The sequence below is a fragment of the Streptomyces sp. NPDC031365 genome (assembly GCF_055569765.1).
This window is the reverse complement of record NZ_JBVIIM010000002.1, coordinates 371,857-395,567: the sequence shown is the minus strand read 5'-3', so window position 1 is coordinate 395,567 and position 23,711 is coordinate 371,857. Positions and strand designations below refer to the sequence as shown.

At 70.8% G+C, this 23,711-nt stretch carries 22 protein-coding genes and 1 pseudogene; 11 read left to right on the top strand and 12 right to left on the bottom strand.

Annotation, left to right across the window (positions count from 1 at the left end; genetic code table 11):
• Nucleotides 1–141 precede the first annotated feature (141 nt).
• The 3 genes from ACZ5C2_RS04460 to ACZ5C2_RS04450 all read right to left on the bottom strand — a co-directional run bounded on the left by ACZ5C2_RS04460 (nt 142) and on the right by ACZ5C2_RS04450 (nt 3,968).
• Nucleotides 142–567 carry a hypothetical protein gene (locus ACZ5C2_RS04460; protein WP_468786420.1) on the bottom strand — a complete coding sequence of 142 codons (426 nt, stop codon included), beginning with the start codon at nt 565–567 and terminating at the stop codon, nt 142–144.
• Between the two features lie 23 nt (nt 568–590).
• Complete coding sequence (locus tag ACZ5C2_RS04455; RefSeq protein WP_468786418.1) at nt 591–3,446, bottom strand: polymorphic toxin-type HINT domain-containing protein; 2,856 nt, start codon at nt 3,444–3,446, stop codon at nt 591–593.
• Between the two features lie 345 nt (nt 3,447–3,791).
• Complete coding sequence (locus ACZ5C2_RS04450) at nt 3,792–3,968, bottom strand: hypothetical protein (RefSeq protein WP_468786416.1); 177 nt, start codon at nt 3,966–3,968, stop codon at nt 3,792–3,794.
• A gap of 148 nt (nt 3,969–4,116) precedes the next feature.
• Between ACZ5C2_RS04450 and ACZ5C2_RS04445 the strand changes: the two are divergent.
• Nucleotides 4,117–4,431 (top strand): annotated as a pseudogene (locus tag ACZ5C2_RS04445) (biliverdin-producing heme oxygenase); the annotation flags it as partial.
• A 166-nt stretch (nt 4,432–4,597) separates the two neighbouring features.
• Nucleotides 4,598–5,290 carry a DUF4232 domain-containing protein gene (locus ACZ5C2_RS04440; RefSeq protein ID WP_468786414.1) on the top strand — a complete coding sequence of 231 codons (693 nt, stop codon included), beginning with the start codon at nt 4,598–4,600 and terminating at the stop codon, nt 5,288–5,290.
• A 27-nt stretch (nt 5,291–5,317) separates the two neighbouring features.
• Here the strand turns inward: ACZ5C2_RS04440 and ACZ5C2_RS04435 are convergent, their stop codons facing one another.
• Complete coding sequence (locus ACZ5C2_RS04435; RefSeq protein ID WP_468786412.1) at nt 5,318–5,962, bottom strand: PhzF family phenazine biosynthesis protein; 645 nt, start codon at nt 5,960–5,962, stop codon at nt 5,318–5,320.
• Between the two features lie 246 nt (nt 5,963–6,208).
• On the opposite strand from ACZ5C2_RS04435, the gene ACZ5C2_RS04430 reads away from it, so the two are divergent.
• Nucleotides 6,209–6,844: an ankyrin repeat domain-containing protein gene (locus tag ACZ5C2_RS04430; RefSeq protein ID WP_468786410.1), complete on the top strand. Its 636-nt coding sequence runs from the start codon at nt 6,209–6,211 to the stop codon at nt 6,842–6,844.
• Nucleotides 6,845–6,857: 13 nt separating this feature from the next.
• Here the strand turns inward: ACZ5C2_RS04430 and ACZ5C2_RS04425 are convergent, their stop codons facing one another.
• Nucleotides 6,858–7,223 carry a cupin domain-containing protein gene (locus ACZ5C2_RS04425; RefSeq protein ID WP_468786408.1) on the bottom strand — a complete coding sequence of 122 codons (366 nt, stop codon included), beginning with the start codon at nt 7,221–7,223 and terminating at the stop codon, nt 6,858–6,860.
• Between the two features lie 393 nt (nt 7,224–7,616).
• Here ACZ5C2_RS04425 and efeO point away from each other — a divergent pair, with 393 nt between their 5' ends.
• The 4 genes from efeO to ACZ5C2_RS04405 are packed head-to-tail and all read left to right on the top strand — an operon-like array spanning nt 7,617 to nt 11,862.
• Nucleotides 7,617–8,774, top strand: a complete 1,158-nt coding sequence (efeO, locus tag ACZ5C2_RS04420; RefSeq protein WP_468786406.1) for an iron uptake system protein EfeO — start codon at nt 7,617–7,619, stop codon at nt 8,772–8,774.
• 15 nt (nt 8,775–8,789) lie between these two features.
• Nucleotides 8,790–10,028, top strand: a complete 1,239-nt coding sequence (gene efeB / locus ACZ5C2_RS04415) for an iron uptake transporter deferrochelatase/peroxidase subunit (protein ID WP_468786404.1) — start codon at nt 8,790–8,792, stop codon at nt 10,026–10,028.
• A gap of 3 nt (nt 10,029–10,031) precedes the next feature.
• Complete coding sequence (gene efeU / locus ACZ5C2_RS04410) at nt 10,032–10,913, top strand: iron uptake transporter permease EfeU (RefSeq protein WP_468786402.1); 882 nt, start codon at nt 10,032–10,034, stop codon at nt 10,911–10,913.
• Complete coding sequence (locus tag ACZ5C2_RS04405) at nt 10,864–11,862, top strand: SCO2278 family lipoprotein (protein ID WP_468786400.1); 999 nt, start codon at nt 10,864–10,866, stop codon at nt 11,860–11,862. Before efeU ends, ACZ5C2_RS04405 begins: the two co-directional genes overlap by 50 nt.
• Nucleotides 11,863–11,928: 66 nt before the next feature.
• Here the strand turns inward: ACZ5C2_RS04405 and ACZ5C2_RS04400 are convergent, their stop codons facing one another.
• The gene (locus tag ACZ5C2_RS04400; RefSeq protein ID WP_468786398.1) at nt 11,929–12,672 is read right to left on the bottom strand and encodes a bifunctional DNA primase/polymerase; all 744 of its coding nucleotides are present in this window, start codon (nt 12,670–12,672) and stop codon (nt 11,929–11,931) included.
• A 292-nt stretch (nt 12,673–12,964) separates the two neighbouring features.
• Between ACZ5C2_RS04400 and ACZ5C2_RS04395 the strand changes: the two genes are divergently transcribed.
• Nucleotides 12,965–13,840 (top strand): glycerophosphodiester phosphodiesterase, encoded by an 876-nt coding sequence (locus ACZ5C2_RS04395; RefSeq protein ID WP_468786396.1) that lies wholly within the window; start codon nt 12,965–12,967, stop codon nt 13,838–13,840.
• An 18-nt stretch (nt 13,841–13,858) separates the two neighbouring features.
• Here ACZ5C2_RS04395 and ACZ5C2_RS04390 read toward each other — a convergent pair whose 3' ends face one another.
• A complete protein-coding gene (locus ACZ5C2_RS04390) occupies nt 13,859–14,512 on the bottom strand; it encodes a TetR/AcrR family transcriptional regulator (protein WP_468786394.1) in 654 nt (217 codons plus the stop codon).
• Nucleotides 14,513–14,614: 102 nt separating this feature from the next.
• Between ACZ5C2_RS04390 and ACZ5C2_RS04385 the strand changes: the two genes are divergently transcribed.
• A complete protein-coding gene (locus ACZ5C2_RS04385) occupies nt 14,615–14,809 on the top strand; it encodes a DUF6243 family protein (protein WP_468786392.1) in 195 nt (64 codons plus the stop codon).
• Here ACZ5C2_RS04385 and ACZ5C2_RS04380 read toward each other — a convergent pair.
• The 3 genes from ACZ5C2_RS04380 to ACZ5C2_RS04370 form a co-directional block, all read right to left on the bottom strand.
• A complete protein-coding gene (locus ACZ5C2_RS04380; RefSeq protein ID WP_468786390.1) occupies nt 14,806–15,807 on the bottom strand; it encodes a small ribosomal subunit Rsm22 family protein in 1,002 nt (333 codons plus the stop codon). The genes ACZ5C2_RS04385 and ACZ5C2_RS04380 overlap by 4 nt on opposite strands.
• A 287-nt stretch (nt 15,808–16,094) precedes the next feature.
• A complete protein-coding gene (locus ACZ5C2_RS04375; RefSeq protein ID WP_468786388.1) occupies nt 16,095–17,273 on the bottom strand; it encodes a serine hydrolase domain-containing protein in 1,179 nt (392 codons plus the stop codon).
• Complete coding sequence (locus tag ACZ5C2_RS04370; protein WP_468786386.1) at nt 17,225–18,559, bottom strand: multidrug effflux MFS transporter; 1,335 nt, start codon at nt 18,557–18,559, stop codon at nt 17,225–17,227. Before ACZ5C2_RS04370 ends, ACZ5C2_RS04375 begins: the two co-directional genes overlap by 49 nt.
• A 143-nt stretch (nt 18,560–18,702) precedes the next feature.
• Here ACZ5C2_RS04370 and ACZ5C2_RS04365 point away from each other — a divergent pair, with 143 nt between their 5' ends.
• A complete protein-coding gene (locus ACZ5C2_RS04365; protein WP_468786384.1) occupies nt 18,703–19,776 on the top strand; it encodes a Gfo/Idh/MocA family protein in 1,074 nt (357 codons plus the stop codon).
• Here the strand turns inward: ACZ5C2_RS04365 and ACZ5C2_RS04360 are convergent.
• Complete coding sequence (locus ACZ5C2_RS04360) at nt 19,763–21,403, bottom strand: alkaline phosphatase D family protein (protein WP_468786382.1); 1,641 nt, start codon at nt 21,401–21,403, stop codon at nt 19,763–19,765. The genes ACZ5C2_RS04365 and ACZ5C2_RS04360 overlap by 14 nt on opposite strands.
• Nucleotides 21,404–21,537: 134 nt before the next feature.
• Here ACZ5C2_RS04360 and ACZ5C2_RS04355 point away from each other — a divergent pair, with 134 nt between their 5' ends.
• Nucleotides 21,538–22,347, top strand: a complete 810-nt coding sequence (locus tag ACZ5C2_RS04355) for an SDR family oxidoreductase (RefSeq protein WP_468786380.1) — start codon at nt 21,538–21,540, stop codon at nt 22,345–22,347.
• Nucleotides 22,348–22,614: 267 nt separating this feature from the next.
• Here the strand turns inward: ACZ5C2_RS04355 and ACZ5C2_RS04350 are convergent, their stop codons facing one another.
• Nucleotides 22,615–23,664, bottom strand: coding sequence for an aldo/keto reductase (locus tag ACZ5C2_RS04350; RefSeq protein ID WP_468786378.1), 1,050 nt, complete (start codon nt 23,662–23,664; stop codon nt 22,615–22,617).
• Nucleotides 23,665–23,711 lie beyond the last annotated feature (47 nt).

Below are 23,711 nucleotides of genomic sequence, written 5' to 3'. Positions count from 1 at the left end.
GGGGGCATTCAAGCACCGTGCGAGCCGCGAGGCCGCAGGGACCGGTGCGGCCGTGAGAGTCGAGGCAACCGTCACGATGCCGGCCCGCTTTCACGGACCGGCATCGTGGAGTGAAGTGGCCCGACTACCAGACCATGAGCCCTAAGCCTTCGGGTTGCGAATCATGTAGCGCTTCACTTTCCCATCCAGCGACTCAGGGATGAAGATCGTCTCTTTTTTCGTTGCATCAGCCAGGACCTGCATGAAATCGGATATCTCAGCAAGCTCCTGAGTCGATGCAATCCACTCCGGACGGCCCTGGAAGTCGATCAGTTCCGTGGAGAAGATACCCGTCCACCAGCGTCCGACGCCAACGTCCACGTACATCTCGCAAGCGTCACCTTGCTCGCCTTCATCGCTGAACATCTCCGCCGTGAGTGGTCCCGCTATCGGAGTTCCCGAACGGGTGAGTTCGATGCGATACCCATTTTCACGCAAGGCCTCAACGGCTGCGTTCCAGGCATCGAGATCAGCGTGAAGCACCCAAACTTCGACCATGCCGCCGATCTGATTTTCGAGGCGCCTCAACGTTTCCTTTGGGTCCCCTGGGATCATGGCTTTCCACGTTTCAGATTCGGCTGGTCGAGGAACCCGATGAAGCGTCCGGATGCACTCCATCGTGCTCCCACATCGGGTAGATGGAATTCGATCACATCACCGTGATCCGAGTGATTATAGGACCGGACGGCCGAACGAGGGTTCGTCAGAAGATCCTCAACCAGGGCGTGAGAAATGTACTTGATATCAGCACCGGAGCTGAGATCGATCAGTGTTGAATCAGGCCGCGGATTTTCCTTCTTGGGCCTGGAGTGTTTCATGTAGGCCCGCTCAGCGCCAGAGGGGCCCTTCTTCTTGCCATTGAGCGGCTCGGTCGCGCTCTTGTGCAGGTCGTCAACACTGGGGCCGCAGTTGTGGACCAGGACCGGTGCCGCGCCGGCCAGCACGTAGTACGTGTGGATATCAGCGACCGTCAGGTTGTAGACCGTGGCCTGCTGGGTCCAGCGTTTGACGGCGGTGATCTGGACGCGGGTGCCGGCGCTCGTCTTCAGCCAGTCGCCGGACTGAAGGTCCGTGGCACTGACCCACTCGCGCAGTTCGGGCACCCAGAAGGGGTGGCCGTCCGTCGCCGTGGTCTTGGCGGTCTTCTTGCCCTTCTCACCGTCGGTGTCGATAGTGATCTCGACGAGGTTCTTCGTGCCCTTGCCGATGATGAGGGCCGTGACTTCCTTGACCGCCGTCTTGCCGGTCTTCGGGTCGGTGGCCAGCACCTTGTCACCGGGCTTGACGTCCTTGATGGGCTTCTTCTGCCCGTCGGCCATCAGGACCGGAGTCTCGGGAGTGAAGCTGTTCACCCGGCAGGACTCGCCGGCGGACTGGGTGCCGTCGCCTCCGCCGCCGTCGCCGTCGCTGTCGGCCTTCTTGGCGGCTGTCGCTTCGACTTCCTCGGCTTTCGCCTTCTTCGCGGCCTTGGCGGCGTCAGCCTGTTTCTTCCATTCGGCCATGTCCTCCGTGTACTTGGCCATGGCCTTGGCGTCGTCGTCGGCCCGCCTGATGATGCCGGTGGCCCAGCGGACCTCGTCCTCCCACTTGCGGTAGGCGCTCCATGCCTTGTCCAGGGCCTTGAGAAGGCGCTTGGCCTTGCCCGCGAACGGGACCGCGGCCTCGAGGGCGATCATGGCGCAGGTGCCCAGGGCGCCGTTGAGGCAGTCGACGATGTCGTTGTAGCCGCTGGCCTCCTTCACCGCCTCCTTGGCCACGTGCATGACCATGTCCATCTTGGACTGCTTCTTCAGCCACCTGGCCCGCTCCACGTCCTTCTTGCTGACGCTGGGCACCGGCTTGGACGGGGCCGGAGGTGTGCCGCCGGTGAGTGCGGCGTAGGCCTTCTTGTACATCTTGACGGCCGTCTGGATGACCTTGAAGAAGCCCCAGAACTGGCCGGACGGATCGCTGTACGTGATCGGGCTGTTGTTGGCGTACGCGTACGGGTTCATCGTCTGCGACTCGGCCGTGTCCATCATCGGGTCGACCGAGATGAACCGTCCGATCGCCGGGTCGTACTCCCGTGCGCCGAGGTGGGTGAGTCCGGTGGACTCGTCCATCGTGCCGCCGACGAAGCCCTTCTCGCCCGGCCACATCGACGGCTTCTGACCGCGCACCTCACCGAACGGGGTGAACGCGCGACGCGTCACCGCACCCGCCGCGGCGTCCACGGTCACGGTCGCCGTGCCGTTGTGGTCGGAGAGGAGGTAGGCGGTGGTGGTCTTGCCGTTCTCGGCGGTGCGCACCATCGCCGGGCCGGCAGGGTGTTGGTAGTAGCGCGTGCCCTTGACGACGTTCCCGGCCTTGTCCAGCTGGATCTCCGTACCCGGCAGGTACAGGGTCGTGCCGTTCGGGTCGCGCCGGATGAGGCGGTTGCCGCCCGCGTCGTACACGTACGACGTGGACTTGGCCTCGTCGCCGGTGCCCTCGGTCACCTCCTCCAGGTGGCCCTCGATGTTCCACTCCAGGTTCTGGGTGGTGCCCATCACGGTGCGGCGGGTGGTGTTGCCGACCTTGTCGTAGCCGAAGGAGTCCTCACGCTCGCCCTCGGGTCCCTGGGTGTGGACCTTGAGGAGCCTGCTGGTGGTGGTGCCGTCTTCGGCGTACTCGTACTCACGGGTGACGTCCTTGGTGGTGTCACCGGTGACGTCGTGCTTGACCTCCGTCTTCCGGTTGCCGGCCGCGTCGAACGTGTACGACGTCCGGTAGGGATTCGGGCCGCCGACCTGCGGCTTGGCGCCCGGACCGGTGGGGACGGCACAGTCGTCGGCCTTCGCCGACGTCCAGGACTCCGTCATGCGGCGCAGGTAGTCGTACGCGAAGCACTGCGTGTCCGTCGTGGTCGCCGTCGGGTTCGGGCCCTGGGCGTCCGTGATCTTCAGGATGTTGCCGGAGGCGTCGTACGCCGTGCGGACGTCGCTGATCCGGGACGTGCCCGTCGTGCCGACCTCCTGGTCGAAGACCGTACGGAGCGGGCGACGGGTCTGCTCGTCGAACTCGCGGCTCGTGATGAGCTGTTTGCCCGCCGTGCCGACCCGGGTCCGGACGACATCACCGAGCGATGTGTACTCGGTACCGGCCACGAACGTCCTGCCCGCGACGGCCATCCTGTCGATCATGTCGAGGCCGTTGTAGCCGAGTGACGTCCGCTCCTTGGCCAGGCCCGCGACCGCCGGCTGCGTCATCGTCTGGAGCATGCCGGTCGTCTTGGTGTACGTGCTGCTGTACACGTACTCCCCGGCCAGCTTGCCCTCGGACTCCGGAATGGTGATCTTCGAGCCGAGGGGACGGTATTCCTCGTCGTAGCCCGTGACCTCCTGCTTGTAGGCGTTGCCGTCGACGTAGCGGGTCGTGGAGACCGGCATACCGAGGGCGCCCGGGAGGGTGTCGTAGGTCTGCTCGGTGAGCTTGCGGCCCTGGAGGGAGCCCTCGTACGTCGCGAGGGGCCGGTTCAGCGTGTCGTACGCGTACGCGATCGTCCTGCCTGGTCCGTGACGGACTCCAGCATGCCGCGACGCTCGTACGTGTACGTCGTCCTGTCGTACGCGCCCGACGGGCCCTCGCCCTACCCGCGGCGCTCCTGGTACGCGGAGCCGGGCACCTGGTGAGGCTTCCGCGGGAGAGGTGAACAGCAGCCGCCGGGCGCCGTCAGGGTGCCCGGCGGAGTGCTGCTGGCCGGCAGCTTCACCGTGAGGCTGGCAACTGCGGCCTCACTCGGACGTCGTACGGCGCCGGCGCAGCGCGAGGACGATACCCGCACCCGCCGCAACGGCCACATCGGCCGCCGCGCCGAGGGGACCGACCTGGACACCGCCGATGGCCGAGCCGACGCCGCCGGTGATCGAACCGGTGTTGCCCGCCCCCCGGAACCGCCCGTGGTGAGGCAACCGGTACTGCCGCCTGAGCCGTTCGTGCCACCAGTGCCGTCGGGGACCTTCGCATCGTCGGTGAGTGCCACGGACAGGCCGACCGGGTCGAGTTCCGCGCCGGCCGTTCACAGGCCACCGAACGCCTTCGCACCCTTCGCCGTGAGCTTCGCGCACGTGGCCGGCCGGCTACATCGCCCACCACTACACGCGCTACCTGGGCGACCTCTCCGGCGGCCAGATCATCCGCGACAAGGCGGAGAGGACCTGGGGCTTCGCGAGGAGGGGCGACGGCGTCCGCTTCTACGTCTTCGAGGAGATCTCCAACCCGGCCGCGTTCAAGCGCGGCTACCGCGAACTCCTGGACGCGGTCCCGGCGGACGACCTGGAGAAACAGCGCAGCGTGACGGAGTGCAAGAAGGCGTTCGCGCTCAACACGGACGTCTTCCGGGCGCTGGGCGAGGAGTTCCCGCTGTCGGCGTGATCCCGCGTGCCCCTGACCCTGTGTGTTCCTCACGAGACAGTTGGTTTCGTGTACCCGGCCGGTAACAGCCCGGTGGGTCGCGGTTGTCGGGGCGGAATCCGGCGCAAACTCTGTCTGCGGCCGGGATTCGTGAGCGGCCGCCCACGACCGATCACGGGGGAACACCATGGACACCACTGCCCGCAAGCACCGCGAGAACTCCAGAGGCCGGCGGCCGTACGTCGTCGGGGTGGCCGTCGTCACCGCCCTGCTCGCGGCCACCGCGTGCCAGCCGACGTCGGGCGGCTCGGACAAGTCCGGTTCCTCGCACCGGCCGGGCGCCGCGAAGCCGGGTAAGACGGCTTCGCACAAGCCGGACGACCACGACGCGAACGACGCGAGCGACGCGAACGGCGAGAACGGCGGGTCCGGCACAGTCGCGGCCTGCACCGGGGATCACCTCGCGGTCTCCTCCGAGCGGGAGCCGGCGAGCAGCAAGCAGGCCAGGCACCTGCTCCTCACCGTGCAGAACACCGGTGAGAAGAAGTGCGCGCTCCACCACTACCCCCACGTCATGATCGGTGACGCCCAGGGCAACACCCCCGTGATCAAGAACAGCGACCCGGACCCGGACGCGCCCGTCGTCATCGCTCCGGCCGAGGAGGCCTACGCCGCTCTGCTCGTCAGCGGGGGCCAGATGGACGAGTACGAGGCGAAGACCATCACGCTCACGCTCCACGGCCACGGACTCGGCACCACCGCGAGCGAGCCGATCGACGTTCCCATGCCCGCCGAGACGCTGTACGCGGACGACGGCCAGCTCGTCACCTACTGGACGACTGCTTCCGGCGGCGCGCTGGACTTCATCATGTCCAAGTGACGGACCCGGGGGCCGGGTTCCTCCCGCTCACCGCTCCAGGTAGACCCGGCCGCCGATCTCCGTCCAGCCCTCCGGCTGCGGGGCGGTGAGGATCTGGGAGCCCGTGCCCTGGGTGATGTTCAGGGCCCGGCCCAGCCGGTCGGTGAGGAGGATGGCCGCCGCGCCGGTCGCCTCGTCCTCGTCGATGCCGTCGTCCCGGCCGGGGAAGGCACGGGCGCGGATCCGGCCGGCCGGCTCGTCCAGCCAGGCCCAGGCGTAGACCCACTCCCCCTTCGGCGGCACGGGCAGGTCGTCGACCTCGGCGGCGGAGGCGTACTGGCGCAGGGTGCGCGGCGGCACCCACTCCGCCCGCGCCTCGATCCAGCAGAACTCCCCGTCCTGCCGGGCCCCCACCACCCCGGCGGGGACGACGAGTTCGGGCACGTCGATCAGCCAGGCCGCACCGACGCAGGGGTGGCCGGCGAAAGGCAGCCGCAAGGTGGGCGTGTAGATGTCGATCACCCCGCGCTCGGGGTCGTCGACGAACACGGTCTCACTGAACCCGAGTTTCGCGGCGAACTCCTGCCGTTCCTCCCGCTCGGGCATCACGGAGCCGTCGCGGACGACACCCAGTTCATTGCCGTACCCGCCGCGGGGTCCGCAGAAGACGCGCAGCACGTCGTAGTCAGTCACGGGGGCATTCAAGCATCGTGCGGGCGGCCGGGTCGCCCAGGTCATGAGGCCCACGGGTACCCGACAGTCCTCGATCCGACGGAACCATCGTGACCGTCGTCCGCCCATCCCTCAGGCGTTCGGCGAGGGTCCCGTCGAGTAATGGGCGGGACCGCCGGTCTCCGTCCGAACCTCCGGGCAACGCGCCGTACATGTGCGCGGCGAAACCGGGTGACGTACTGGGCGCCGAAGCCGCATGATCAGCCCGTGACAGAACCCAGGGAGAGATCGGACGAACTGCCCCGGGCGGCGCAGGACAACGACCCGGCGCTGGTGACACGGCTGCTGGAGTCCGGGATCGGCGTGGACGCGGTCAACCGGGAGGGGCGGACGGCCCTTGATCTGGCGGTGCAGGAAGGACACGCGGACGTCGTGCGGTTGCTGCTCGGCGCGGGTGCCGACGCCGAGGGGAACGCGGGGCCCTATCACGAACTGACACCGATGGCCGAGGCGGCGATGTTCGGCCGCGTGGCGGTCGCGGAGGTGCTGATCGACGCCGGAGTGTCGACGGCGGCCCGGGCGGGGGGAATCCCCTATGTGCCCCTGGTGCTCGCGGCGACCCTCGGGCACACGGACGTCGTGGAACTGCTGCTGGACCGTGGAGCGGACATCGAGGACAGGGACTTCAAGGGCAGGTCGCCCCTGGAGTGGACGGTGTCCTTCGGTCAGGTGGAGGCGGTGCGCCTGCTGCTCGACCGCGGCGCCGACGCCACGGCGAAGGCCATGGCAGACGCGCGGGCGGGCGCGGAAAGACACCCGGAGCGGGCCGGGAGGTACGCCAGGATCCTCGACGCCCTGTGCGCCACCGGGGCCGCCGGGACCGCCGAGTCCCAGGAGCGGTGAACCACCGATCCCGTTACTCCGCCACCGCGTAGCCGGATACCGACGGCCACCGGACGGTCAGCACCACCGACTCCTCCTCCGCGCACCACGAATGGTCGACTCCCCGGCCCCACACGACGTAGTCGCCCTGTTCCTCCAGAAGGACGCTGCGGCCGGGGAGTTCGACCCGGAATCGGCCGCTGATGAGGACCAGGAGAGCGGTGCGCTCCTCGCCCTTCACCCACTGCGCTCGCTCCTCGCCACGGGGGTGGACACCCCATTTGATCTCCACCGCCTCGCTGTGACGCGGATCCCCGACGTCCTTGAAGTGCCCGAGGAGCCAGCCCCGGTCCAGCGCCGCGTCCTTGCCGGCCTTGCCCACGTACACGCTGTCGTTCACTCTGCGGACGCTAGTACGCCGGGCACAGCTCGTGGTAGCGCCGGCGGGGCAGTCCGCGCAGTCCGCACAGTCCGCGTCACCGGTGATCACCGGCGCACGGAGCCGGAGGACGAGCCGGCCGTGCTGTGGCCACACCACTCCGCGAACGGGGGCGGTACCGGTCCTTCCCGACCGGGACGGTTGACCTCTGCTTGACCCTGCCTGACCGCCGCTTGACCTGACCATGGCATCTGTTTTGAGTCACCGTGACCTCTCCGTGCTCATACACCGTCCATGAGAGGTGGATCACCGAATCCTCAGGTATCAGTCGGCCGATACCCCGGTATGTTAGGTGAGCCTCACCTTCTTTACGTGAAGTTGATTGTGCAATAATTCGGCCACACTGGAGCCTTCATGCGATCCGCCGGACCCGCCAGACTCTCCCTCGTCACCGCTGTCGCCACCGCGGCGGCTCTCGTCGCCGTCAGCGGCTGCACCGAGAAGGGCAGCGGGGACGGCGAAGGGGTCGTCACCGTGACGGCCACCGACGACACGTGCGAGGTGTCGAAGAAGGAGTTCCCGGCCGGGCACGTCGAACTCGCCATCGAGAACAAGGGTTCCAAGGTCACCGAGGTCTACATCCTCTTCCCCGACGACCGGGTGGTCACCGAGCGGGAGAACATCGGCCCCGGCACCAAGCAGCGCGTCACCGCCGAGGTGAAGGCCGGCGACTACCAGATCGCCTGCAAGCCGGGCATGCGCGGCAAGGGCATACGCCAGGACGTCAAGGCCACCGGCGGCAAGGCCGTGAAGCGCGACCCGCGTCTGGACAAGGCGGTGGCCGCCTACCGCGCGTACGTGCAGGTGCAGGCGGACGAGACGCTGCCGAAGGCGGAGGAGTTCGCCAAGGCCGTCGAGGCCGGCGATGTCGAGGCCGCGAAGAAGGCGTACGCGCCCTCGCGCATCGGCTGGGAACGCACCGAGCCGGTCGCCGAGTCCTTCGGCGACATCGACCCCAAGGTCGACGTCCGTGAGGACGGTCTGGAGGACGGCCAGGACCCGGCCACCGACTGGACCGGCTGGCACCGCCTGGAGAAGGCGCTCTGGCAGGACGAGAAGATCGGCGACCGGGAGAAGGAGCTCGCCGGCCGCCTGATCACCGACCTGAAGGACTGGCAGAAGCGGGTCGGCAAGGCCGAGATCACCCCGACGTCCATGGCCAACGGCGCCAAGGAACTCCTCGACGAGGTCGCCACCGGCAAGGTCACCGGCGAGGAGGAGCGCTACTCGCACACCGACCTGGTCGACTTCAAGGCCAATGTGGAGGGCGCCGAGAAGTCGTACGCGCTGCTCAAGCCGGTCGCCGGGGAGAACGACCCGGCGCTGGTGAAGACGCTCGACAAGCAGTTCGCGGCACTGAACACGCTGCTCGACCGGTACCGGCCCGACGCGACGTCGTACGACTTCACCCCGTACGACAAGGTCGGCAAGGGGGACCGCAAGGAGCTGTCGGACGCCGTCAACGCGCTCGCGGAGCCGCTGTCGCAGCTCGCCGCGGCCGTGGTGAAGTAGGGGCGGGCCGGGGTGATGACGGACGACAGCACTCGGGCACCCTCGCGGCGTGCGCTGCTCGGCTGGGGCGGGGCCGGGCTCGCGCTCGGTGCCGCCGCGGCCGGCGGTGCGGTGGCGGCGGCCCGTACCGGGGACGAACCGGAGTCGGGCGCGGGTGCGGCGGTGGAGTTCCACGGCACGCACCAGGCGGGCATCGCGACACCGGTGCAGGACCGGCTGCACTTCGCCGCGTTCGACGTGACGACCGACGACCGGGCCGAACTCGTCGAGCTGCTGAAGGAGTGGACGGAGGCCGCGCGCCGGATGACCGCCGGTCATGCGGTCGGCGAGGGCGCGTACGGCGGACTGGCGGAAGCGCCGCCGGACGACACCGGTGAGGCGCTGGACCTCAAGCCGTCCCGGCTGACGCTGACGATCGGCTTCGGCCCGTCGCTGTTCGGGAGGTTCGATCTGGCCGGGCGGCGTCCCGAAGCTCTGGTGGAGCTGCCGAAGTTCGCCGGGGACAACCTCGACCGCGACCGCAGCGGCGGGGACCTGTGTGTGCAGGCGTGCGCGGACGATCCGCAGGTCGCCGTGCACGCGATCCGCAATCTCGCCCGTATCGGGTTCGGCCGGGTCGTGGTGCGCTGGTCGCAGCTCGGCTTCGGCAAGACGTCGTCGACGACGCCCGACGCGCAGACCCCGCGCAATCTGTTCGGCTTCAAGGACGGCACCCGCAACATCTCGGGGACCGAGAAGGACCGCCTCGAGAAGTTCGTCTGGGTTCACGAGAAGGACGGGCCCGGCTGGATGGCGGGCGGTTCCTATCTCGTGGCCCGGCGGATCCGGATGCACATCGAGACCTGGGACCGTACCTCGCTGCAGGAGCAGGAGGACATCTTCGGCCGCGACAAGGGCGAAGGCGCGCCGGTCGGCAAGGCGAAGGAGCACGACAAGCCGTTCCTGAAGGCGATGAAGCCCGACTCCCATGTGCGGCTGGCCCATCCCGAGACCAACGCCGGGGCGACGATCCTGCGCCGGGGCTATTCCTTCACCGACGGCACCGACGGGCTCGGACGGCTGGACGCGGGGCTGTTCTTCCTCGCGTATCAGCGCGATCCGCGCACCGGGTTCATCCGCATCCAGCGCAATCTGGCCGGAGACGCGCTCAACGAGTACATCCAGCACGTGGGTTCGGCGCTCTTCGCCGTGCCGCCGGGCGTCCGCGACCAGCACGACTGGTGGGGCCGGGCGCTGTTCTCCGAGGAGGCCTGAGCCGTGTTCTCCAACTATCTGATCGGTCTGCGCGAGGGCCTGGAGGCCAGTCTCGTCGTCTGCATCCTGATCGCCTATCTGGTGAAGACCGGGCGGCGGGACGCGCTGAAGCCGGTGTGGGCCGGCATCGGGGTCGCGGTCGCCCTCGCGCTCGGGTTCGGCTGCGCGCTCGAATTCGGCTCGCAGGAGCTGACGTTCGAGGCGCAGGAGGCGCTCGGCGGTTCGCTGTCGATCCTCGCGGTGTGCCTGGTGACGTGGATGGTGTTCTGGATGCGGCGCACCGCCCGGCACCTGAAGGCCGAGCTGCACGGCAAGCTGGACGCCGCGCTCGCGATGGGCACCGGCGCGCTGGTCGTGACCGCGTTCCTCGCGGTGGGCCGGGAGGGCCTGGAGACCGCCCTGTTCGTGTGGGCGTCGGTGCACGCGGCCGGTGACGGCAGTCCGCGTCCGCTGATCGGGGTGGCACTGGGGCTGGCGACGGCGGTGCTGCTCGGCTGGCTGTTCTACCGGGGCGCGCTGAGGATCAACCTCGCCAGGTTCTTCACGTGGACCGGCGCCCTGCTGGTCGTCGTGGCGGCGGGTGTGCTGGCGTACGGCGTCCACGACCTGCAGGAGGCCGACTGGCTGCCGGGTCTGACGAACCTGGCCTTCGACGTCAGCGGCACGATCCCGCCGGACAGTTGGTACGGCACGCTGCTGAAGGGCGTGTTCAACTTCCAGCCCGATCCGACCGTCCTCCAGGTCACGGTGTGGCTGCTGTACCTGGTCCCGACGCTCGCGCTGTTCCTCGCCCCGGTAGGGTTCGCCTCCGGGAAGGGGAAGGTGAAGGAACCGGATGAGCAGGGATCTCGGCCTTCGAAGGCACCGCAGGCACCGCAGGCGTGACCGGAGTGCGCTGATCGCGGCCTCGGTGACCGCCGTGTCGCTGACGGCGAGCGGCTGTGTGGTGGTGCACGGCGAGCGGGAGGTGCTCCCGGCCACCACCCGCGCCGAAGCCGCCAAGGCGCTCGAGCAGTTCACCACCGCGTACAACGAGGCCGACAAGGCGTACGACGGTTCCCTGGACGCCGATCACACCACCGGCGCCCTCGCCGACATCGACGGGGCGCGGCTGAAGGCCGGGCGGGCCAACAGTCCGGAGGGCAACCCCAGGCATGTGCCGCTGGAGCTGACGGACGCGAGGTTCACCATTCCCGCGAAGGCGGGCTGGCCGCGCTGGTTCCTCGCGGACGCGGACGCCAACAAGGGCGGCGAGGCGCGCTGGCTGCTGGTGTTCACCCGGGACGGGATGGACGAGCCGTGGGAAGTGGCCTATCTGACGCTGGTGGCACCGGACGACATACCGGAGTTCAAGACGGACAAGGACGGCTGGGCACAGGCCGTGCCGGCGAACTCCTCCGATGTGGCGGTCCCGCCGGGCGAGTTGAGCCAGGGGTACGCGACGTTCCTCAAGGATGGCGGGGACGTCTTCGCGGACGGCCCGCACACCAGCAGATGGCGGGCGGCGCGGGAGAAGAAGTCGCAACGGCCGGGTCTGGCCACGCAGTACATCGACGAGCCGATGACGAACGGCGACTACGCTCCGCTGGCGCTGCGCACGGAGGACGGCGGGGCGCTGGTGTTCTTCACCACGCGCCACTTCGAGAAGCAGACGGCCGCGGCGGGGGCGTCGGTGCCGACGCCCAACAAGGACGTGCTGGCGCTGACGACCGGGGAGATCCGGCAGTCGCTGACGATGGAGTTCGTCTCCAACGAAGTGGCGCTGGATCCGGCCGACGGCGAGGTGGAGGTCCTGGGGCGGATCCAGGGACTGACGTCGGCGAAGGGCGAGTAGGTCCGGCCGTCCGGTCCGTCCGGTCCGTCCGGTCCGTCCGGTCCGTCCGGCCGGGTCCCGCCGGACTCAGCGGCGCGAGGGCCAGGCCGAGCCCGCGTGGTCGGAGTGGTCGCCGACGTGACGGGCGCAGGCGTCGGTGAGGAACTCCAGCAGGCTGAGCGGGTCCGGCAGCGGATGCTCCGGGCCGCGTACCCAGCGCACCGACCGGTCGCCGTCGCCGTTGTCGGGGAGGCGGGCGGGGGGTACGAGGACGTAGGAGCCGCGGCAGTGCCAGCGCAGGCCGGGATGCTCGTCCATGGTCTCCGGGTGGCAGTCCAGCTCACACGGCCACCACTCGTCCTCGTCCTCGGGGGTGCCGCGGGTGAGGGTGAAGAACAGCAGACGGCCGTCGTCGCTCTCGGCGACGGGGCCGACCTCGACACCGGCGTCGGACAGGTGGGTGAGCGCCTCACGGCCGGCGTCGAGGGGGACGTCGAGGACGTCGTGCACCATGCCGGTCGCGGTGATGAAGTTGGCCCCCGGCTGGTGGCGGGCCCAGCGCTCGATCTGCGCGCGGTCGGTGGTGGACTGCGTCTGCCAGGCGAAGGACACCGGGTGCCGGGCAGGGGTGGGACAGCCCACGCGGTCGCAGGAGCAGCCGTATGCGGTGGCGGGGTGGGCGGCGGGTGCGAGCGGCAGTCCCGCGTCGGCGGCGGCGAGCAGCAGGGCCTCACGGTCGCCCTCGTCGGCGGCCGGCTTCGGGCGGCGTCCGCGCAGCCACTGGGAGAGTCTGCCCTGCCGGCCGCTCCGGGCACCGAACTCCGCGCTCATCTATCTCCTCGCCTTGCCGTCCTGCGTTCCAGCATGCCCTATCGTCCCACGACCGTCCGCATCGGGGGGCTGGAGCCCACAATCGGCGCAGGTGGGACGAGGATGACCCGAACGGACGAGGGGTGCCGGGCAGGACGAAGGGGACGCCCTCCACGCCCTCCACGCGGGGAGCGCGGGGAACGCGGGGAACGCGGGGAGCGCGGGGACGCGGGGAACGCGGGGAACGCGGGGAACGCGGGGAGCGGGTGTCACTGCACGGCTTGCGCGGATATCCGCCCCTACCGTGGTCGGCATGGTCACATCGATCGCGTCGACGGGCCTGGCGGCCGTGGCTTCCGTGGTCTCGCTGACCCTCACGGGCGGCCACGCCGGTGGTCCGCCGCTGGAGTGGGGCGCCGGGCCGCTGACGGTGGACTCGCTGCCCCGCATTCCGTACGTCGCCCATCGCGGCGGGGCCCGCGAGGTGCCGGAGAACAGCATGTCGGGGCTGATGGCGGCGTACCGGCGCGGTACGGCGCGGGTGCTGGACTTCGACACCCGGGTGCTCCGGGACGGGACGCCGGTGGTCTTCCATGACGCGACCCTGAACCGCACCACCTACCTGGGCGGCGAGGTGCGCGGACTGGACGCCGGTGAGTGGCGGGGCGTACGGCTTCGTCCGCGCGACCGGCTGCCGGGGAGCTGGCGTGCGGAGCGGCCGCCGACGGTGGCCGAGGTGCTGGACCGCTTCGGCGGGCGGATCGTGCTGATGCTGGAGGCGAAGGACCCGAGCGGCCTCGACCGGCTGGCCGCGCTGATCCGCTCCCGCGGTCTGACCCGCTCGGTGTTCGTGAACACCAACGACCCCGAGGTCGCCCGCCGGGTCCACGGCCTGGGCCTGCTGACCCAGCTGTGGCGCTCGGCCCGCCAGCTGCGCACCGACCGCCCCGAACGCTGGCGCTCCTTCGTCGACCTGCTCGACGTCGACATCAAGGCCCGCGACGCGGACCTCACCCGCGCGGTGCGCTCCGGCATCCCCCGGGTCTGGGCCCACACGGTCCTCACCCCGGCCCAGCGCGACCGCGCCCTGTCCCTCGGCTGCAACGGCATCATCACCGACGCCCCGGGACGGTTGTCACGGCATCCGGTGCGGGGGCCGGGTGCGGTGAGTGCGGCGCTGGGACGGTGAGGCGTACGGAGCCCGGGGTCAGCGGGGGGCGAGGCCGTTCAGGGCGTAGTCGACGAGGGTGTCGGTGTAGTCGTAGGTGATCGGGGCCGTGTACTGGAGCCAGCGCTGGGCGAGGGGGGAGACGAAGAGTTCCAGGGCGATGCGCGGATCGATGTCCACGCGGACGTCTCCGGCCTCCTGGGCCGAGCGCAGCCGGTCGACGTAGAGCTGGAGCTGGGGTTCCAGCAGTCGGGCGACGAACCGGCGGCCGAGTTCCTCGTTGACGACGCCCTCGGCGGCCAGGGCGCGGGAGGGGGCCTCGAAGGTGGGATCGTGCAGTTCGTCGACCGTGGCGCGCAGGACGGCCTTGAGGTCGGCGGCGAGGTCACCGGTGTCCGGGATGCCGTACTCCGCCTGGTCGGTGTCCCGGGCCGCCGCCTCGGCGGCCTGGTCGCTCAGGTCGAGGAACGCCTCCAGGAGTACGTCCGCCTTCGACGACCACCAGCGGTAGATCGTCTGCTTGCCGACGCCGGCGCGGGAGGCGATGCCCTCGATGGTGGTCTTCGGGTAGCCGACCTCGGCGACCAGAGCGAGGGCGGCGTCATAGATGGCCCGCCGGGAGCGCTCGCTGCGGCGGGTGGCGTCGGGGGCCGACTGGCCGGAGGACGGGCTGGCGGACTGGTTCGGGGCCATGGCTCGAATCTATCAGGTTGACAAGACGGTACGTCTCGCCGGACAGTGGAGGCGTCCGATAGCGAGACGATACGTCTCGTGCCAATGAGAGGGGATCGCGCCATGACTCGAGGCGGAGCCGGAAACATGCTGGGCGTCGGCGGTACCCGACAGCACCTCGGCCGCAAGGCGCTGCGCGGGGGCGGGCGCGGTGGGCGCGTCGGGGGCGGGCTCGACCCGCAGGCACAGAAGCGGGAGCTGTTGCGCAAGCTGAAGGAGAAGCGGGAGGAGGGGAACGGGGCGGAGTCGGGCGGTTAGACGTCGTCGCCCGGCGGCCAGGGGTCGCCCCAGTCCGTGTCCCGGGCCGCCCGGTACAGGTCCCCGTGGCGTTTGGTGACCGTGGTGCGGCGCAGGGACGGGTCCTTCTCGCAGAGGTCGAGGAGGACCTGGCCCTTGCGGATCTGCGGCTTGCGGACGACCCGGGCGGGGGCCGGGGCGACCGGGGCGCGGGTGGCGGCGACGTAGCTGAACTTCTCGTCCTCGTACGCGAGGGACCCGCCCTTGACCTGGCGGTGCAGGGAGGAACGGCTGACCCGCGCGGAGAAGTGGCACCAGTCCGTCCCGGGGGCGATGGGGCAGGCGGCGCTGTGCGGGCAGGGGGCGGCTACGTGGAAACCGGCGGAGATCAGACGGTCGCGGGCCTCGATGAGGCGGGCGTAGCCGTCGGGGGTGCCGGGTTCGACGATCACGACGGCCCGGGCGGCACCGGCGGCCGCGTCGACGAGGGTTGCGCGGTCGGGGGCGGTGAGCTCGTTGAGGACGTAGGAGACGGTGACGAGATCAGTGCTCTCGAGGGTGAGCGCCGATCCGATACGAGAGCGGTGCCAGCGGGTGCGGTGCAGGGCGGGGTTCGCGGCGGCCAGCTCCCGGCCGAGCGCGAGTGCGGGTTCGGCCCAGTCGAGGACGGTCACGGGCCGCTCGCCGGCCCAGGTCGCGCTCACCGCCCAGGCCGCCGCGCCGGTGCCGCCGCCGATGTCGATGTGGTCGCCGGGTGTCCATCCGGGCACGGCGTCCGCGAACGCCTCCAGCGCCGAGCGCACCGCCTCGAAGGTCGCGGGCATGCGGTAGGCGGCGTACGCGGCCACGTCGGCGCGGTCGCGCAGGATGGGGGCCTCCGTGGGCGTGGCCCCGCGGTAGTTGGCGATCAGCCGCTCGACGGCCTGTGCGGCCTGCCGCGCCGGGAGCCCGTCGAGCAGCCCGGCGAGGGCGGAACGCAGGGTTTCGGCTGTGTGCGGGGAGGAGGCGGGGGCGTTCACCCGGCGATTCTACGGGGCTCAGTGAGCGGGCTCGGCTGACGGCTGGGCGACCGCCCGGTGGTCATCCGCCCGCGAAGCCACCGCCCCTCACGGGCGGGATGCCGGAGCAGGCGGGGAACCCTGATCGCCTCTCCTCGGGCAGCGCTCGCCGCGCGGTGCCGCACCGTCCGGCGCAACGGCCACGCCGTGAGGGCGCCGGCCGCCGGGATGCCCACCCATTCGATCACTGGCGCATTCGAGCGGGGCCCGGGGCACGAGCCCGGCCCCCGGCCGGAGGAGGCCTCCGCTCACCTCCCCCGCACCGCCCGCGCCACCCGCGTCGCCGCCTCCGCTCTCGGTCTGCTGTCCGGGGACGCCGGGCGGCGGGGGTGGACGGTGTTGGCCAGGAGGATCACGTACGTGTCCGTGGCGCGGTCGAGGACCAGGGACGTGCCCGTGAAACCGGTGTGACCCGCGGCGCCGTGGCCGGACAGCTCGCCCATGAACCACGGCTGGTCCAGGGCGAATCCCAGGCCGGGCGGGGTGAACAGCAGGTCCACGAAGTCGGCGCCGAGGATGCGGGCGGGCCCGTACGAGCCGCCCGCCAGCAGGGTCCGGCAGAAGACCGCCAGATCCCGGCCCGTGGAGAACAGCCCGGCGTGGCCGGCCACCCCGCCCAGCGCCCACGCGTTCTCGTCGTGCACCTCGCCCCGCAGCATCCCCCGGCCCACCTTGGCCCACGGCCGCCGCTGGTCCTCGGTCGCCGCCGCGGACGGGCACGGCCCGAAGGCGGTCGCGGTCATGCCGAGCGGCCGGGTGATGCCGTCCCGGACCAGGGTGTCGAGCGTGCGGCGGGTGAGGCGTTCCAGCACGTGCTGGAGGAGCAGCATGTTGAGGTCGGAGTAGCAGTACGTGCCGGGCACGCCGACCGGGGGTTCCGCGCGGAGCAGCGCGAGGCGTTCCGCGTCGTCGGCGCAGTCGTACAGCGGGAGTTCGGGCCGCAGCCCTGAGGTGTGCGTGAGCAGCTGGCGCACGGTGATGCCGTGCCGTGCCGCCGCCGTGAAGTCCGGGAGGTACGCGCCCACGCGCGCGTCGATGCCCAGCGTGCCGCGTTCGATCTGCTGCATCACGGCCACCGAGGTGAACAGCTTGGTCAGGGATGCCAGGTCGAAGGGCGTGTGCACGGTCATCGGGACGCGTTCGTCCGGCGGCAGTTCGACCGGGGTGTCCGTTTCCTCGTCGTACGCGGCATAGCGCACGGCCCAGCCCGACGCCTCGTGCACGGCGAGCACGGGGCCGCGCCCGACGGCCACCACGGCCCCCGCCGCCCAGGGCCGCCGCCCACCGGTGCCGGCGTGGACCGCCCGGAGCAGGTGCCGCAGTTCCCCGGCGTCGAGCCCGGCCCGTTCCGGTGTGCCGTGGCGCAGTCGCGGCGCGCTCAGATGCCCCCGCCCTTCACGCTCGTCCGCCTGTCCCACGGACGGCACATTCCCAGGAAGCAGCCGAGTGCCACCAGGGCGGCGACCAGTTGGACGACGGCCATCGGGACGGCCGTGTCCTCCCCGGCCACCCCGACCAGCGGGGACGCGATCGCGCCGACGAGGAAGGCCGTCGTGCCGAGCAGGGCCGACGCGGAGCCGGCCGCGTGCCGGGCGCGCAACAGGGGGAGCGTCTGGGTGTTGGGCATGACGATGCCCATGGCGGACATCAGCACGAAGAGCGCGGCAGCCACCGGCACCAGGCCCGCTTCACCGAACACGCCCAGCGACATCAGCAGCAGCGCGGTGGCGGCGACGACCACGACGGTGAGCCCGAGGCCCAGCACCGTGTCCAGCCTGACCCTGCCGACCAGGATCTTCCCGTTGACCTGCCCCATGACCATCAGGCCGATCGAGTTGAGCCCGAACAGCAGGCTGAACGTCTGCGGGGAGGCCCCGTAGATCTCCTGGATGACGAACGGGGAGGCCGCGACATAGGCGAAGAGGGCCGCGAAGGCGAATCCACCGGCGAGCATGTAGCCGGTGAAGGCCCGGTCGGCGAGGAGCCGGCGCATCGAGCCGAGGGTCTCGCCGAGGCCTCCGCCGTGCCGGTCGGCAGGAGCCAGCGTCTCCGGCAGCTTCGCCCAGACGAGGGCCGTCAGGAGCAGTCCGAGGACGGTGAGAACGACGAACACGCCCCGCCAGTCCGTGACCCGCAGGACCTGCCCGCCGATCAGCGGCGCCATGATCGGGGCGACTCCGGAGATCAGCATGAGGGTCGAGAAGAAGCGGGCCAGGGCCACTCCGTCGTACAGGTCGCGGGCGACGGCGCGCGCGATGACGATGCCGGCCGCACCCGCCAGGCCCTGCGCCAGCCGGCAGGCGACGAGGAGTTCGACGGTCGGTGCGAAGGCGCACAGCGCGGTGGCGACGACGTAGATCACGAGGCCGATGAGCAGAGGGCGGCGGCGGCCCCAACGGTCGCTCATCGGGCCGACCACCAGCTGCCCGAGCGCCATGCCGGCCAGGCAGGCGGTGAGGGTGAGCTGGACGGTGGCGGCGGACGCGTGCAGGGACCGGGTGACCTCCGGCAGGGCGGGGAGGTACATGTCCATCGCCAGCGGTGTCACGGCGGTCAGGCCGCCGAGGAGGAAGGTGACCAGCAGGCCGGCACGGGGGGCCGTGGGGCGCTGTGCCGGCGTGTCCGCCGTCCCGCCGCTCACGGCCGCCCTCACCGTCGCGCCCGCCGCCCCGCTTTCGGTCGATTTGGATATGAACGCCCCACCCTCGGGCATGTGCCCCTCCCTTTCCCTGCCATCGGCTCCCTATGCTCTCAGCTCGTACGGAGTGCTCGGCGTCAACGACGATGTCATGGGAGCGCTTCCACGACTGTCCGATGGCGACACGTTTGACGGAACACACGAACAGGGTGGGACGAATGACCGAGCAGAAGACACGCTGGGGAATCCTGGCGACCGGCGGCATGGCCGCGACGTTCACGGCGGATCTGGTGGACGTGCCGGGCGCGGAGGTCGTGGCGGTGGCGTCGCGGTCCGTGGAATCGGCGAAGGGGTTCGCGGAGCGGTTCGGGATACCGCGGGCCTACGGTGACTGGGAGTCGCTGGCGCGGGACGAGGAGCTCGACGTCGTCTACGTCGCCACGCCGCACTCGGCGCACCGGGCGGCGGCCGGGCTGATGCTGGAGTCCGGGCGGAACGTGCTGTGCGAGAAGCCGTTCACGCTGAACGCGCGGGAGGCCGGCGAGCTGGTCGCGCTGGCCCGGGACAACGGGCGCTTCCTGATGGAGGCCATGTGGATGTACTGCCATCCCATGGTGCGGCGGCTGAAGGCGCTGGTCGGCGACGGGGCGATCGGTGAGGTGCGCCACGTGCAGGCGGACTTCGGTCTCGCGGGGCCCTTCCCCGCCTCGCACCGGCTGCGGGACCCGGCGCTGGGCGGGGGCGCGCTGCTGGACCTGGGCGTCTACCCGGTGTCGTTCACGCAGCTGCTGCTCGGTGAGCCGTCGGACATCACGGCGCGAGCGGTGCTCTCGGAAGAGAGCGTCGATCTCCAGACGGGGGCACTGCTCTCCTGGGAGAGCGGTGCCCTCGCTTCGGTGCACTGCTCCATCGTGGGCGGCACGGCGACCTCCGCGTCGATCACCGGTTCGCAGGGCCGGATCGACATCCCCTACGGCTTCTTCTTCCCGGAGCGGTTCACGCTGCACCGGGACGGCCGTGATCCCGAGGAGTTCACGGCCGACCCGGCCGACGGACCCCGGGACAGCCTCAAGCACGAGGCGGCCGAGGTGATGCGCGCCCTGCGGGCCGGTGAGACCGAGTCGCCGCTGGTTCCGCTCGAGGGCACCCTGGCCGTGATGCGGACGCTCGACGCGATCCGGGACCGCATCGGCGTCCGCTACCCGCAGGAGGGTCCGCAGGGGCATCGGGTGGGTCATCCGCGGGGAACCGCGCGGGAGGACGCGAAGACCGCCGAGGTCACGCCGGCTTGAGCCCCTGCTCCCCCGCCTCGGTCACGAAGGAGGCGGCGGTCGTGAGCGGGGCGCCCTGCGTGGTCACGTGGGACACCGTCTTGAAGTCGGCGCGCGCCCGCTCCCGTCCGAGGGACACGGTCGTGTAGCCGCGCAGCCCGTTGTAGAACTTCATGTGCGGGTTGGCGGACAGGTAGGTGTCCCAGTTGGACGGCTTCGCGGAGCCGTTGCCGCCGCTGGAGACGGACGACGTGACGATCTCCGTGCCCAGGGTCTTCGAGCCCGGGTCGGAGAAGTCGCGCTTGATGTCGAAGCCGTAGTGCACGTGCACGTCGCCGGTGAGGACCATGAGGTTCTCGACACCGGCGGCCTGCGCGCCGGCCAGGACCCGCTCGCGGGAGGCCGGGTAGCCGTCCCAGGAGTCCATGGAGACCTTGGACGGCGCCGTGGTCGAGTTGAACCGCTGGGAGAAGGTCACCTGCTGGGGCACCACGTTCCACAGGGCGTCCGAACGGTGCCAGCCGTTGATCAGCCAGCGTTCCTGGGCGTCACCGGTGAGGGTGCGCGAGGGGTTCTCGGACTCGGGGCCCGGGTACTGCCAGCCGTCGCCGTACGCCTGGTCGGAGCGGTACTGGCGGGTGTCGAGCACGTCGAACTGGGCCAGCCGCCCCCAGTGCAGGCGCCGGTACAGCCTCAGGTCCGGCCCCTCGGGCAACTGCGGGCGCCGCAGCGGCATGTTCTCCCAGTAGGCCCGGTAGGCGGCGGCCCGGCGGAGCAGGAACTCCTCCGGCGGGACGCTGTTCTCCGGGGTGCCGTCGGCGTAGTTGTTCTCGGTCTCGTGGTCGTCCCAGGTGACGACGAACGGGTGCGCGACGTGGGCGGCCCGCAGGTCGGCGTCGGACTTGTAGAGGGCATACCGCAGCCGGTAGTCCTCCAGCGTCACCGTCTCCCGCTTGAACAGGCCGGGCAGCGTGCCGGAGGGGTAGGCGCGGGAGCCGGCGACGTCGTTGACGGCGTACTCGTAGAGGTAGTCGCCGAGGTGGAAGACGACGTCCAGGTCCTCCTCGGCGAGGTGCCGGTACGCGGTGTAGTAACCCTGGTCGTAGCGCTGGCAGGAGACGACGCCGAAGGTGAGGCCGGCGGTCCGGCTGCGGGTGGCCGGGGCGGTGCGGGTGCGGCCGACCGGACTCACGAAGCGGCCCGCCCGGAAGCGGTAGTAGTAGACCTGGCCCGGGGCGAGAGGGCCGGCCTCGACGTGCACGGTGTGGTGGAACTCGGGGTGGGCGGTGGCCTTGCCCCGTCTGACGACGCGGCGGAACCGCTCGTCGAGGGCGAGTTCCCAGTCGACGGTGACGCGCCTCGCGGGCAGTCCGCTGTCGGCCTGGTACGGGGTGGGGGCCAGCCGCGTCCACAGCAGGACGGACTCCGGGTGGGGGTCGCCGGAGGCGACGCCGAGCGTGAAGGGGTCGTCGGTGATCTGTGCGGCGTCGAGCTCGGCGGCGGCCGCGGTGCCGGCGCCGGGCACGTTGACCGCGAAGGCGAGCGCGGCGGCGGCACCGGTGACGGTCAGAAAGCGACGGCGGCCGATGTGCCGGGCGGCCGCGCGGAGTTCGGGCGCGTGCTGTGACTGGCGGACCTCGGGTGTCATCCGTTCCTCCCCTGGCATGTGGATGCGGAAGGAATTGGACCGGCCGGGGACGACCTGACGTTGACGCGTACACAGCATCCGTATGACGGTCGGATGAGTTCCGCATGGCGGACCCTCCCGTACGCTGCGGGCCCATGAACGCCAAGGAAACGGACGGACGGACCAGGGTCGCGGTGGTGACCGGGGCGGGCTCCGGCATCGGGCGCGCGGTGGCGCTGGAACTGCTGCGCGCGGGCTGGTCGGTGGCACTGGCGGGGCGCCGCGCGGAGACGCTGGAGGAGACCGCGGCGCTCGGCGCGCCGGACTCGGACGGCGGATCACTCACCATTCGGGGGTCCGGCGGCGGACCGCTCGTCGTACGGACGGACGTGTCGCGCCCGGGGGACGTGACCGCCCTGTTCGCGGCCACCGTCGGGCACTTCGGCCGGGTGGACCTGCTGTTCAACAACGCGGGCACCTTCGGTCCCGGCGGGGTCCCGGTGGAGGAACTGCCCTACGAGGCCTGGCGGCACGTGGTGGACACCAACCTCAACGGGGCGTTCCTGTGCGCGCAGGCGGCGTACCGGCAGATGAAGGAACAGGACCCGCAGGGCGGCCGGATCATCAACAACGGCTCCGTCTCCGCGCACACGCCGCGCCCCTTCTCGGTCGCCTACACGGCGACCAAGCACGCGCTGACGGGCCTGACCAAGTCCCTCTCCCTGGACGGACGGCCGTACCGGATCGCGGTGGGCCAGATCGACATCGGCAACGCGGCGACCGACATGACGCGGCGCATGGGGACCGGCGCGCTCCAGGCGAACGGGGAGACCGCTCCCGAGCCGGTGATGGACGTCGCGGACGTGGCCCGCACGGTGCGGCACATGGCGGAGCTGCCACTGGAGGCGAACATGCAGTTCGCGACGGTGCTGGCGACGGCGATGCCGTACGTGGGCCGGGGCTGAGGAGGTCGGCCGGCCAGGCGGGCGCGTGGATCTCTCACAAACGGACCATGAACCTCCGCACTCTTGCGGCCGATGGCGGACCTATGCTCAACTCTCCTCCATCAAAGCTTCACACTTGGAGCAAGGCTCTTCCGGAGGCCATGTCCAGGGGGGAGACGGCAGCCGTCCCACACCATCGGGTGGGGGTGGACCCGCATGGGACCGCGGGTACACACCGGTGGGTGGAACGGCTGCCGCGTGAAGCAACCGGGCCTGCCGCCGGTTCCGTTACCGGTTCGGCAGCCTGCCCGGCTCCCGGTTCGATCCGAGGTTCGACTCGGGGTTCGACTCCCGGCCGGCGAGGATCCGCCCGGCCTCGGCCATCCGCTCCTCGCTGAGCGGACCCTTCTCCAGTGCCCCCGCGTTCTCCTCTGCCTGGGCGACCGACCGGAAACCGGGGATCGGCACGGTGCGCGGACTGCGCGCCCACAGCCAGGCGAGGGCGCCCTGGGCGAGGGTGCGCCCGTCACTGGTCAGGACGTCCCGCAGCGCCTCGACGCGCGCGAGCCACTCCGGGTCCGCGCCCGAGCCCGCGCCGAACCCCTGCAGCCAGGCGGGCGGCCTGCTGCGGATGTCCCCTTCCTGGAGCGTCCCCCGCCCCGCGTGCTTCCCGGTGAGCAGGCCCATCGCGAGCGGACTGCGGTTGACGGAGGCGAGATCGGCCTCCTCGCAGAGCCGGAGCATCTCCGGCGCGTCGGTGAGGACGTTCAGCGCGTGCTGCACTGCGGTGCAGTGCGGCCCCTTCGCGAACACGGCGGCCCGCTCCGGGTCGTCGGTGCTCCAGGCGTACGACCGGATGAGCCCCTGGGTCACCAGGTCCTCGCAGGCGTCCCGCAGCCGGGCCGCCCGTCCCATGTCGGCGTCGGCGAGGTGGAGTTGGTAGAGGTCGATGTACTCGGTGCCGAGCCGGCGCAGTGAGGCGGTCAGGGCGCGGCGGAGGTGTTCCGGGGAGTCGTCGCCGCCGGTCAGGGTGCGGGTGTCCGGGTCGAAGACGTTGCCCCACTTGGTGGCGACGACGACCTCGTCCCGGCGCCGACCGAGGGCCCGGCCCAGCACCTCTTCGCTGTGCCCCGTGCCGTAGACGTCGGCGGTGTCGAAGAAGGTGACGCCCAGGTCGAGGGCGCGCCGGATCGCCCGTACCGACTCCTCGTCGTCCACCGTGCCCCACCCCAGCGGCTGCCCGTCCGGGTCCTGCCACTCACCGCCGATCGCCCAGCAGCCGAACCCGACGGCGCTGACCTCGATACCACTGCGTCCCAGTGTCCGTGTGCTGTCCATGCCCGAAACGCTAGAAGTTCGAGCGCGCGCGAAGGCAATCCACCGGA